The sequence below is a fragment of the Pauljensenia sp. UMB1177 genome (assembly GCF_030217965.1).
Lineage (GTDB): Bacteria > Actinomycetota > Actinomycetes > Actinomycetales > Actinomycetaceae > Pauljensenia > Pauljensenia turicensis_A.
Window position 1 is genome coordinate 49,360 of record NZ_JASOOV010000006.1, and the last position, 12,365, is coordinate 61,724.

Annotated in this window: 11 protein-coding genes; 1 reads left to right on the top strand and 10 read right to left on the bottom strand. The window is 56.2% G+C overall.

Going from position 1 to position 12,365, the window contains the following annotated elements; translation table 11 throughout:
• Window positions 1-7 precede the first annotated feature (7 nt).
• Window positions 8-793 carry an SDR family NAD(P)-dependent oxidoreductase gene (locus QP442_RS07775; protein WP_006680253.1) on the bottom strand — a complete coding sequence of 262 codons (786 nt, stop codon included), beginning with the start codon at window positions 791-793 and terminating at the stop codon, window positions 8-10.
• Between the two features lie 177 nt (window positions 794-970).
• On the opposite strand from QP442_RS07775, the gene QP442_RS07780 reads away from it, so the two are divergent.
• A complete protein-coding gene (locus QP442_RS07780; protein WP_006680254.1) occupies window positions 971-1,768 on the top strand; it encodes an exodeoxyribonuclease III in 798 nt (265 codons plus the stop codon).
• A 35-nt stretch (window positions 1,769-1,803) separates the two neighbouring features.
• On the opposite strand, the gene QP442_RS07785 is transcribed toward QP442_RS07780, so the two are convergent.
• The 9 genes from QP442_RS07785 to QP442_RS07825 form a co-directional block, all read right to left on the bottom strand.
• Window positions 1,804-2,616 carry a serine hydrolase domain-containing protein gene (locus QP442_RS07785; RefSeq protein WP_006680255.1) on the bottom strand — a complete coding sequence of 271 codons (813 nt, stop codon included), beginning with the start codon at window positions 2,614-2,616 and terminating at the stop codon, window positions 1,804-1,806.
• 166 nt (window positions 2,617-2,782) lie between these two features.
• Complete coding sequence (gene clpB, locus QP442_RS07790; RefSeq protein ID WP_006680256.1) at window positions 2,783-5,419, bottom strand: ATP-dependent chaperone ClpB; 2,637 nt, start codon at window positions 5,417-5,419, stop codon at window positions 2,783-2,785.
• A gap of 249 nt (window positions 5,420-5,668) precedes the next feature.
• Entirely contained in the window at window positions 5,669-6,658 is a 990-nt protein-coding gene (locus QP442_RS07795) for a DUF5692 family protein (RefSeq protein ID WP_006680257.1), read from the bottom strand.
• A gap of 203 nt (window positions 6,659-6,861) precedes the next feature.
• Entirely contained in the window at window positions 6,862-7,485 is a 624-nt protein-coding gene (locus tag QP442_RS07800) for a TetR/AcrR family transcriptional regulator (RefSeq protein WP_006680258.1), read from the bottom strand.
• Between the two features lie 77 nt (window positions 7,486-7,562).
• Window positions 7,563-8,243 carry a YbjN domain-containing protein gene (locus tag QP442_RS07805; protein ID WP_006680259.1) on the bottom strand — a complete coding sequence of 227 codons (681 nt, stop codon included), beginning with the start codon at window positions 8,241-8,243 and terminating at the stop codon, window positions 7,563-7,565.
• A complete protein-coding gene (locus tag QP442_RS07810) occupies window positions 8,240-8,692 on the bottom strand; it encodes a YbjN domain-containing protein (protein WP_103632488.1) in 453 nt (150 codons plus the stop codon). Before QP442_RS07810 ends, QP442_RS07805 begins: the two co-directional genes overlap by 4 nt.
• 520 nt (window positions 8,693-9,212) lie before the next feature.
• On the bottom strand, window positions 9,213-10,103 hold the full coding sequence (locus QP442_RS07815) for a hypothetical protein (protein WP_006680261.1): 891 nt from the start codon (window positions 10,101-10,103) through the stop codon (window positions 9,213-9,215).
• Between the two features lie 120 nt (window positions 10,104-10,223).
• Window positions 10,224-10,961, bottom strand: coding sequence for a type 1 glutamine amidotransferase (locus tag QP442_RS07820; RefSeq protein ID WP_006680262.1), 738 nt, complete (start codon window positions 10,959-10,961; stop codon window positions 10,224-10,226).
• Between the two features lie 11 nt (window positions 10,962-10,972).
• Window positions 10,973-12,313 carry a Mur ligase family protein gene (locus tag QP442_RS07825; protein WP_006680263.1) on the bottom strand — a complete coding sequence of 447 codons (1,341 nt, stop codon included), beginning with the start codon at window positions 12,311-12,313 and terminating at the stop codon, window positions 10,973-10,975.
• Window positions 12,314-12,365: the final 52 nt, after the last annotated feature.

A 12,365-nucleotide genomic window follows, 5' to 3' on the forward strand; every position in this document is an offset into this window, starting at 1 on the left:
TATGCACTCACATATGCGGAACAGCCCGCATCACACGACGCGTCAAAGAACGCGGAGCAAACTTCATCAACGCCATCCCGACCTTCGCAGGAACAGTCGGCGTGACCAACACTTTCCCGCGACGCACCGCGTCAAGGCCAGCAGTCACAACTTCCTCAGGGGTCGCCAAGAACGCACCCGGCATCTCTTCCATATCGACACCAGCCTTTGTAAAGAATTCAGTACGAACCGGCCCCGGCATAACAGCGGTAGCAGTCACTCCCGAGCCTCGTAATTCCTCCGACAGGCCCTCGGTGAACGCAACGACCCACGCTTTATGCGCGGAGTAGGTGCCCGCCCCTGTTCGCGACGCTACCGACGCCGTGTTGATGATGGCACCTCGGTGACGCACGCGCATCGACCGAGCTGCATGATGCGACAACACCATCACCGCACGAACCATGACATCCAAGCCATAGAGCTCAGCATCAAGGTCGTTGTCAGGGAAGGACGTACCTAGCCCGAATCCGGCATTATTCACCAGCAGATCGATGGGCTTCAGAGCCGAAGCGCCCACTTCAGCACCACCCACATCCAGACGCTCAGCGACGCGAGCCAGCTGGTCAGGATTCGCCAAGTCAGCGACGATCACCTCTGCGTTAATCCCCGCGTAGGCGTGAAGTCGCTCCGCAAGCTGATGCAATGTCGCTTCACTCCGTGCCACCAGGACCAGGTCATGGCCACCTGCAGCCAGTTGCCAACAAAACTCTTCGCCAATGCCCGACGTCGCGCCGGTAACAAGTGCAGTTCCCATGAGATAAGCCTACGAGGCAAAACACGCCAGCGTCAGGGACCTTCACCCTCAACTACCGCAGGAGCGAAAGAGACTGACAAACAGGTCTTTGGCGAACAAGCGCGGACTCAATCCGTGAACAAGCGAAGTCAAACCCCGAACAAGCAAGGTCGGAGCCTGCCGGCTAGGGTTTATCCCATGAGATTTGCTACCTGGAACGTCAACTCCATCCGCACCCGCGTCGATCGCGTCATCGCTTTCCTTGAACGCTCGAGCACAGACGTACTGGCGATGCAGGAAATTAAGTGCAAACCCGACCAGTTCCCCGTCGACCAGTTCACCGAAGCGGGGTACGAGGTTCGGATTCACGGCCTGAATCAGTGGAATGGTGTTGCGGTAGCCTCGCGCCTACCGATTCTTAAGGTCGAGGATCATTTCGCGGGCCAACCCGCATTTGGGAATCCTCCGGTTGTGGAGGCTCGCGCACTCGGCGTTACTGTCGAATCGCCCGATAGCTCACCATTCACGATCTGGAGCCTGTATATCCCGAACGGTCGTGAGCTGACCGACCCTCATTACGTCTACAAGCTCGAGTGGCTACGCGTCTTGAAGGAAAACGGTGTGAAGTGGCTGTCTGAGGACCCGAAGGCGCAGATCGCCATGGTCGGTGACTGGAATGTCGCCCCCTTTGATGAGGACGTGTGGGACATGACCGCATTTGCCGACGCCACCCACGTCTCACAGCCCGAGCGCGACGCATTCTTTGCTTTCGCCGATGATGGGTGGGACGAAATCACCCGCGACCGCGTCACCAACTACACCTACTGGGATTACCAGAAGCTACGCTTCCCGAAGAATGAGGGCATGCGCATTGACTTTGTGTACGCCTCCCCCGCGTTGGCGTCGCGTGTGGTTGAGGCTCAGATCGATCGGGATGAGCGTAAGGGCAAGGGCGCGTCGGATCATGTGCCAGTCATCATCGACATTGCCGACTGACCACTTGGGATCAGAACCGCCTTCGCGCCTGACAGTTAGGCATTCACGAGGCCCTGCAATTGGGCGTTGAGCTGCGACCATTGTTCCTTATGCCAGGGGCCGAATTCTTGTGAACCAAGGAACGCTGCGGTCGCGTCGTGTTCACGGTCAACCCAGAGGAACGAGCCTGAGACTCCGAAGTGGCCGAATGTTGTGGCCGGGGCATCTGGGGCGGTCCAGTGCGGGTTCTTCGTTCCCCGGATTTCAAGGCCGAGTCCCCACGGGCACGGGTTATGCCGACCGTATCCGGGGACAACGCCCGCGAGGTTGGGGAACTGCGGGGTTACCGCTTCAGTCGATAGCGCATCGCTGATCAAAGTTGGATGCAGGAGCTCCTGGCCGAGGATCAGCAGGTCATCAATACTTGCTCGCCCAGAGCGCGCGACTGAACCGGGAACGTCCGCCGTTGTCATGCCCAGAGGCTCAATCACGGATTCTTCAATCCATCGACCGATGTCTGTTCCCGTTGCTTCGGCAACCGCATCACCAAGGATCTCGAAACCAGCGTTGGAGTAAACACGTCGTTTTTCGACGCCGAACTGTGCATCGCGAGATTCTGCGGGCAAGCCCGAGGCGTGAGCCAGAAGGTGGCGAATCGTGGACCCTTCGGGACCAGCCGGATCGCCCAAACTGATAAAGCCTCGCTGGACTGCAACCAACGTTGACCATGCCATCAGAAGCTTCGTGACAGACGCCAGCGGATAGACGGTCGACGTGTCACCAACCTTGACCAGGGTCTGTCCCCCAGCATTCAACGCATACGCATGAGCAAAAGGAATATCCATCAGTTCGCTCGTGATCACTGCCATGCGTGTCCCCTTCTGCGTTGTGACGCTCGCTCGATTGTTCGGGCCGTGCTGTTATCGGTGTGCCCCCCTATTCTAAACGCGCCCTTATCGGCCACGAGTTCTGGTGACAAGTGCACGTGTGGGGCGCGCGTTGAAAACCCGCGCCCCACACGGCCTCGTGAATCAATCAGCAGGAGAAGATGTCCGGCTCTTCACCTTCTGCGACTACCTGCATCGACAGAGTCTCCAAGTCTTCGGAAACATCGACGCGAACGGTCGAACCATCGCCAACCTCGCCGGCTAGAAGCATCTTCGCCAGCTTGTCACCGATTTCCTTCTGGATCAGGCGACGTAGCGGACGAGCACCGTAAGCCGGGTCGTAGCCAATCCGGGTCAGCAGACCGCGGGCAGGCTCGGACACATCGAGCGTGATGCGACGGCTCTCAAGACGCTTCGCGAGCTGGCCGACCATCAGGTCAACAATGCCAGCCAAGTCATCCGCCGACAGCGGGTCGAACATGACCGTCTCATCCAGACGGTTTAAGAACTCCGGCTTGAATGCATGACGCACCGTCTCCATCACCGCATCAGTCTTCATCTCTTGCGTCAAAGACTGATCGGATAGGAACTGCGAGCCAAGGTTCGATGTCAAAATCAAGATCGTATTCCTGAAATCAACCGTGCGGCCCTGACCGTCAGTCAAGCGACCATCGTCGAGAACCTGAAGCAGAATGTCGAAGATTTCCGGATCAGCCTTTTCGACCTCATCCAAAAGGATCACCGAATACGGACGACGGCGAACAGCTTCGGTCAGCTGACCACCCTGCTCGTATCCAACGTATCCCGGAGGGGCACCGACGAGGCGCGCGACCGAATGCTTCTCGGAGTACTCCGACATGTCGATGCGAATCATCGCTCGCTCATCATCGAAGAGGAACTCCGCCAGCGACTTCGCCAGCTCCGTCTTACCGACACCCGTCGGACCGAGGAACAGGAACGAACCGGTCGGACGATTCGGATCCGCAATCCCCGCACGGGAACGCCGAACCGCATCGGACACCGCCGCGACGGCCATCTTCTGACCAATCAGTCGATGCCCGATCGCATCTTCCATGGTCAGAAGCTTCTCGGTTTCCGTCTGTAGGAGCTTACCGGTCGGGATACCCGTCCAGGACTCCACGACTTCCGCAATCTCAGCCGGCCCAACCTTCTCTGCGATCATCGGCTCGCCGGCTGCTTCATCTTCCGCTTCAGCGTTCGCCTCGGCTTCGCCAATCTGGCGTTCGACCGCGGGGATTTCACCGTTCTGAAGCCTTCCGGCTTCTTCCCAACGATTCTCACGGATAGCAAGTTCCAACTGAGTACGCAGTTCATCCAGCTGAACGCGCAGATCACCGACCTTGTTATGCCCGGCCTTCTCTGCCTCCCAGCGTCCAGTTAATGCAGTCAGCTCTTCCTGCTTATCAGCGAGGTCCGCACGAAGCTTCTCTAGGCGAATCTGGGTCGCTTCATCCGTCTTATCCGAATCAGATTCGGTCAGATAGGATTCTTCCATTCGCAGACGATCCACCTGGCGACGCAACTCATCGATCTCGATCGGGGAAGAATCAAGTTCCATCCGCAGACGAGACGCAGCCTCATCAATCAAGTCGATCGCCTTATCCGGCAGTTGACGCCCCGTGATGTAGCGATCCGACAAGGTTGCCGCCGCAACGAGCGCACCATCGGAGATTGTCACCTTATGGTGGGCCTCGTACTTCGGCGCAATACCGCGCAAGATCGCAACCGTATCCTCAACGGACGGTTCGCCGACGAAAACCTGCTGGAAACGACGTTCCAGAGCCGGGTCCTTTTCAATGTTCTCGCGATACTCGTCCAGCGTGGTCGCGCCAACCATGCGCAGTTCGCCACGCGCAAGCATCGGCTTGAGCATATTGCCAGCATCCATCGCACCTTCAGACCCACCACCGGCACCGACGACCGTGTGAAGCTCGTCGATAAAGGTGATGACCTGCCCGTCAGAGCGCTGGATTTCTTCGAGGACAGCCTTCAGACGCTCCTCAAATTCACCGCGGTATTTCGCGCCTGCCACCATCAATGCCAGGTCGAGAGCAATAAGCGTCTTATCCTTCAGGGATGCCGGAACATCGCCCGCGACAATACGCTGAGCCAACCCTTCGACAACCGCAGTCTTACCCACACCGGGCTCACCGATGAGGACAGGGTTGTTCTTCGTACGACGCGACAGTACCTGCACAACGCGACGAATCTCCGCGTCACGACCGATCACCGGGTCGAGCTTGCCTTCGCGAGCAACCTCGGTCAGGTCTCGCCCGTACTTCTTGAGAGCTTCGAAGCTCCCCTCCGGGTCAGGTGATGTAATCGGATTCGGACGGAGCGTCTTCAGAGCTTCCTCCAAAGCGGTGGGCGGTGCCGCGTTGTGAGAAAGAATGGTGCCGGCCTCACTCTTTGACGCGGCAAGCGCAATCATCAGGTGTTCAGTCGACACATAAGCGTCGCCAGCCTTTTCTGCACGCTTCTGAGCGTCGTTGATGACTCCCATCAGAGCCTGGTCTGCCTGAGCGTTTTGGGCGGTCGAGCCTTGAATACTTGGCAATGCGAGCAGAGCGTTACGCGCTCTCGCGCCGATCGTCTTACGGTCGGCACCGACAGCATCGAGAAGCGCCGTCGCAATTCCTTCGTTCTGAGTCAGCAGAGCATTCAAAAGATGCAGGGGCGTAACTCCCGGGTTGCCAGCTGCCCTGGCTGACTCGAGCGCAGAGCCAATAGCTTCCTGCGCTTTCGTCGTGAATTCGTTGGTCATATTTCCTCCAGTGACGCATTGCGTCGAGATATGGGCACGTGGCGATCCCACGTGCGTCTGCATATATCAACGCTCCAAAGTTGAGTCTATTCCACTCAACTTTATTTTTCTCGCCGAAAACTCAACTTCCACCCCTTCCGCTTCCCCATTCACGAGGCCAGCTACTCACCCTTAGCTGACAAAGGTGATCTGACAAGCGAAAACCCCGCCCGACACATGCCGGGCGGGGCCTCGTCCATACAAACTGGATCAGGCGGTAGCCACATCCTCACGGCGCGCCATTGCAGCCTCGAAATCCTTCGTCCCCACGAAGATTTCATTCGTGTACGGGTTACGGCCAAGCTTGCGCGAACGGTAGATCACGTAGCCGAGAGCCAGAATGTTGGCAGCCAGAGCGAGAATCGAAACAAACAGGTTTACATTCGGATTATTCACGGACTGAACCGAGAAATTCGAGTAGTCCTGGAACGCGGGAACAACCTGCGCGAACATACACCAGAGAGCCAACGTATTTGCACGATTCTGGATCCAACCACCCTTATTCCAGAAGGCGTTGGCAACCGTCGGTGCAAGAAGCAGGGCAACACCGCAGTACCAGGCGTGAGTCGGCAAACAGTTGTAGGTGTAGCAGAAGTTCCAGAGGTCGTAGGCGACAATGAACACCCACGTCATGTCTGGCCAGAGCATGTCCTGCTTCTTTCGAGAAGCGTAGATACCAAACCAGCCGGTCATCAGGAAGATATTGATCAGACCCGCGATGCCATTGAAGACATTGTGCCAACCGCCCATCAGCGTGACACCTTCGGAGGAAACCCAGGTCGTGCCGAATGCGCGGAACGCCGACTCAAAATCAGAGACAACGGCAATCAGAATGTTGATCGCAACAATAACGAACGGGAAGCACTTGAATGCATGTGAACGACCGATTTTTCCCCAGCCATACTTCAGCATCATGAAGCCAATACAGCCAGCAGTTGCCGCATAGAGCTTCGCATAGTGGAACCAGCTATTCATGTGCACGTAGGTCGGGTTATTGAGCGCCCACTCGGCACCCTGTCCAGCACCTACGTAGATCGCAATGAAATAGACCGTCAAAATAGCCGGCAGTACAAGGAAACAGAAGATGCCTCCCGCCTTTGTACGACGCGCGATCTCATTCGCTCCGATGAGCGCAGCGAAAACTAGCACCCATCCAATCCACTGATATGCGGCATGTTCGCCGTAGACCTCGAACAACATTGTTCTTGCCTTCCTTGCACTCACAGGACGCTGAGTCGTGACACGGACTCAAGAAATGAAGGTCCACCCTTCGGGGTCAAGATCCAGATTCAAAGCGCGCGCCACTACAGATATGAACTGACTCACACAGTCTAGGGCCAACATTTACACCCTGTCAATCACTGTTTGAGCTCCGCGCATTCCCTCAATGAAGAAATCCTTCATCAATCGAGTTGAACGAGATCGTCAATCTGGAGGGTGTGGGCGACGATTCGTTTAACCGCCGCTTCGCTGATATCCGGGCGCGTTCTCATCAGGGAGATCAGACCGACGATAAGCATGTAGAAGGTCTCGTAAAGGTCACCAATTTTGATCTCATGGTGTCGGCGGAAATCTTCTACGGTGTTATCCACAATGAAGTGCGCGATACGGTCGGCCGCGCGGTCAATGAACTGCAGATACAGTTGCCCGTTCCCAGTCCCCGCCAAGCTCATGCTGAATGGACTGTCTTGATCGATGATCGAACACATAAGATGCACTGCGTCATCAAGAGCTTTATCAACGTTTCCGAGTTCTCGCCCCTCGTTCCACTGACGAACCTGAGCGAGAAAGTCATCAATCACACTGTCGAGGACCGCCGAGGCGGCTTCATCTTTGGTCGCAAAGTAGTGGTAGAACAGGGAGCGCGTGAGGTTCGCTCGCTTCGAGATTGAAGAAACCGTCATCGCTGTAGCCCCACGCTCAACAATCTCAGCTCGGACAGCGTCGAGGATGTGAGAACGCGTCGTTTCACCGCGCTCATTCAGCAGGGGATAAGCTGTAGCCCGCGATGTGAGCGGAGTGTCCATCACATCCCCCCTTTAATAAATGACTGTGTCTGCCACATGATCGGCAGAGTTCCTACGCTAGTGTCGCGAACAGCGCACTATTCGCTGTAGTCGCCGTTCATGTCAGATTCCGATGGAGCTGGGCCAAATTTCTGATCTACTTCCTCAAAGAAGGCGGAAATTGTGCCGATTCCGCATTTGCACTGAGTAACAAGCTGCGCGTCAGAAAGCCCCCACTCACAGTCCAAGTTCACTTCTGCCAGAATTCGAATCTCTCCGTTCTTTTCAGTAAACGAAGCCATCGGCCACAGGTGAGTCGCATGCCAATCTTCAATCAGTAGCTCGACTTCTGACCTCAGCTGAGCATCAACGGGGGTGCTTCGAAAGGCAATAATTGTGAAGATTTCATTCTTCTTGCCGGTGATCCGGAACACGTACTGATTCGAATCGAAACCTGTCACAAAGTCACCCTCGTCGTCGATCTCCCAATTCCAACCCTGTGAGTCAAAAAAGAACCCGACACGTTCAAGGGTGACTGGACGAGTCAGATCCAGCTGATCGGGCTGGTCCGAACGATCCTGCACATCATCTGCCGAAGAAGCTCCCCTACCTTGGTCTTCCCCGTTGTCATCTTCACTGGGAACCTGAAGGGACTGGAGTTCTTGCAGGTCTGCGTCTACATCTAGGACGAGGCCGTCTTTGGCAGAAGCATCCTTTTGCACTTCATCTGCTACTTGGGCATTCAAGATCTTCCTAATTCGATCAAAGATTCCGCTCATAACGACAGCTCCTCGTTCAGTGCTTCAAAGAATTGCATCCCCGTGCCAAGCGCACAATCGATCTGCTGGTAGAGCTGTTCGTCCGTTGCTCCAGACTCCCAGTCAACAGTGTTCTCTACTCGAATATTGACGACTCCCTGATCGTTAAGGGTCGAGCAGACTTTCGGCCAGAGGTGCTTCCTATGCCAGTCAGCAATAAAAGCACGTGCCTCTGGTAGACGGTCCGGATTGATGGGGTTACCCCAGCCACCCAGGATATGGAGAATCTCTTGCTTCGTTCCAGTCAACAAAAAATAAAAGGTGTAGCCATTCCAGCGACCACCCAAATCGCCTTCATTATCAACGAACCACGTCCAGCTACGTTGATTGAAAAGATCCTTCAGGCGGTCTTGAGTTACCGGGGTAGGAATCTTCAATCGATCTGCGCTGTTTGACTCGATGTAACCCATGCTTTCCTTCCCCTTTTTAACGAAATTACCGTTTATCTCTACCAATAACGCTAAGAAACGCATTGTTTCACGATGTCGATACCTGCGCTGAACCGTTCTCCATTCAGGGATGAGCAGTCATCCCAGGCAATCACGTGCCATGGCATCGTTGCCGACCCACCATTGTTCCCAGTCTAGAAGAGACCATGTAGAAATCATTTTGCATTTAGCGTCAATCTGGTGTGTACATGGTCCATGTCAGAATCTTGATATGAATGCTGGCGTCTTCTTCATTTAAAGCCCAAACAGCGCCATGCACCCTCGTGGGCATCCCTCTTCCAAACGCTCGGCGACTGACAGTCCCGGAAAAGAAACACGAACGCCCTCGCAGTTTTTCAGTGAAGAGGATCTTCCCTGTCACTCTGGAAGAAGCGAACCAAGAAGAACCTCGTCGACGCCGAGGAAAACACCCAGGGTGGACGTGAGGGCGAGGCGGTATCACTACCAGCCTCGCCCTCACGCGAAAGAAACTGTCAGGACATCACTGCCACTGATACGGCGAACCTATCTGAGTGGCGCGGATTTGCGAACGCTTACGATTCGTCACCACCAGCCAGATGATGCCGGCAATCAGTAGGATCAGACCAAGAATTCCGATTCCCGTCGCCCAAGCAACTCCCGACATTCCAGCCCCCACCAAATCGTCGGCGGTAACACCAGAAATTGCCATCAATCTAGTGGTTTCACCCTCACATTCAACGACGTAATTTCCGGGCGCCAGACCATCAATGTAGAAAGTGTCCGTCGCACTCGTCGTCATCTTATATTCGGTGTCCGTTTCAACCGAGGTGACCTTACACGAGTAGAGGGTGCCCGCGTAAGCCGAAGGATCCGAACGTGAGGCCGTCACCATCAGCGATCCGCCGTCACCGATGGTGATTGTGTCGCCAGAGCGGATCTCATTCGTTCCAGCAATAACACCGTCAAGATCGAGACCAGCCAGAGCGCCCACCAACAGGGAAATCGGGGCAACGATAAACATCATCAGCAAGCCAACGACCATCATGATGATCGAACCGGCACGGCTAGGAAGCTTCTGAGGCACACCCGGCATCGGCATTCCAGCAACGTTGGGGCCACCAGCCTGTTGGCCGCCATAGGGCTGTCCCATCGGCTGATTCATCGGCTGACCCGGGTACTGAGGTGCATCAGAATTCCACTGCGCTTGCGCACCCTGCGGGTAGCCCGCGCCACCATCATTGAACGTCCCACCCGCGTAAGAACCGTAGGTTGGATTCGATGAACCGGAGACCTCGCCGTACTGAGGCCACGGTGTTTGGGATGAAGCCTGAGGGGCTTGTCCGTTGAAACCGGTCGCGAAACCACCATTCGGCTGGCTACCAGTCGGATCGGTGTTCATTTCAGGGGTCATCAATCCTCCAGATCGATAGTCAATTCTTATCCATCGTATCGGTGAAGAAGCGCCCTGTCTTTGGGGAGCAACCCCGATCAAACCCTGATTTTCCGTAGACAACAGCGCAAAGCACGCTGATCAGCGGCACGCAAAATCCAAACGTTCAGCGCGCAGAGCTTCGACGCCTGGAACATCAAGTGGCGCCAGTTCAAGCCCTGTAGCGCGAGTAAGAAGCAAGTCGGCAAGCTCAGGATTTCGAGCTAAAACGGGTCCATGCATATAGGTAGCAATAACGGATCCTTGAACGACACCATCGTAGGCAATAGGCTCCGGTGTCATCCCTTCGGGAGTTCCGTTGCCAACGCCCGCAATGACGCGACCAAGCGGACGCGCGTTGGGCCCAAGAACCGTCCCACCACCGTGGTTTTCAAAACCGCTCATTGGCTGGGTCAGTCCTTCAAGAAGGGGTTCACAGACAAGCTCGCCAATTGCACGATGCCCCTGCGGATCCGTGGTGACATCAAGAACGCCGAGGCCTTCGACTCGCTCGTCGCGCGCATCGCGATACCAGTGCCCCAAAACCTGCAATGAGGCGCAGATGGCAAGAAGTGGCTTGCCGGCGTCCAAGGCGTGAAGCAAGCCCGAGTCGTCGCGAAATTTCTGAGCCGCCAGTGACTGCGCAGTGTCTTCGCCACCGCCGAGAGTGTAAAGATCCAGTTCTGCTGGGATGTCTTCGTTCAAAGACACTGTCACTAGTTCCGCATCGATACCTCGACGGCGGGCGCGCTCTGCCAGAATCAGAGCATTGCCCGTATCTCCGTAGGTGCCCAGCACGTCGGGAAACAAGACCCCGATTCGCAGGGTTGATTCACTCATCGTCCACCCTCCTATCGTCCAGTTGCTGATTTCTGGCGAGCATCAAGGATTACTTTAAAGTCTCGAAGAGCCGTGTAGTTCAGCAACATTTCAACCTTGCCGGGCTCAAGGAGCTTCAAGGCGTCCATGGGTAGTGGCGCAAGATCGCAGTGAATTCCCGCGTATTCAAGGCGGACGGCCAAGTCGGCGCCTCGTTCACCGCACGCGACAATGCGACGATCGTCGGACGCGGACAACACGGAGAAGTCGACATCCCAGAGCCACGAGAGATCCTGCCCGTCCGGAACCTGGCCGTTGACTGCAATCACGACCTGTTTGACACGCGGGTCAACCATCGTCATCGCTTCTTGCCAGCCTGCCGGATTCTTCGCCAACATGATGCGAGCGCGACGCCCATCAACGTCATGAATGGAATACCGTCCGGCAACCTGACGCACTTGACCGATCGCGTTGGCGGCCACCTGCGGATCAATCCCCAACGCGACCGCGGCCGCTACCGCCTGGGCAGCGTTGCCAAGGTTTGCGCGCCCCGGGAGCTGCAGGTGCAAAGGAACGCGAACGTCGTTTGGTCCGTACAGAATTGCCGAGGGCCCGCTTGCTCCTTCCGGCATCAAATCGATGTTGCCGATTGTCCAGTCTGGCGTGGGACGCTGGCGAAGTTCGGGGAGTTCTTCGCCGAGGAAAGCTTCAATGAGATGCCACGAATCGGAGTCACGAACAACCCTGCCACCGCGCGGATAGGCCACGGAGTCGTCTCCCCATCCGGCGCCCGCGGCAACCCAGACAACGTTTCGCGCTTCGCAGGCTGCCGACACGATCAGCGGATCATCACAGTTCGCAACAACAAGGGAATCAGGGTTTTCTTCAACTGCCTGACGCAGACGGCGTTCAACCGAACCAATTTCACCGACGCGATCCAGCTGATCGCGAGACAGATTGAGGAAGACAAAAACTTTGGGCGAAACGTGCGCTGCAACGGCGGGCACGTGCATCTCATCAACTTCGAGGGCCGCGTGTGGCGCGGTCGGCGTGCTCATCAGCGCGGTGATAATACCCGAGCCCATGTTGTCGCCATTCACGTTCGAGGCAACCTGACCTGCTGTTTCAAGGGCCGCGCGAACGAATCGGTTGGTCGTTGACTTGCCGTTCGTCCCTGACACGATCACGGAGTCCATCGGGACTGCAAGTTCCGACAGAATATTCGGGTAGATACGGCTGGCGACTTCACCGCCGATCATTCCGCCTGATCCTCGTCCCAGAATTCGCGAGGCCGTGCGGGCAAGTGTGCCCGCACCGAGTGCAAGTTGGGCGCGCATCGGCAGTCGGTGCGCCGACGAATCGTGAGAACTCATGGGGTAACCCTAACGCGAGTGTAGAACTATCTGCGCAAATACACTTCGGGGC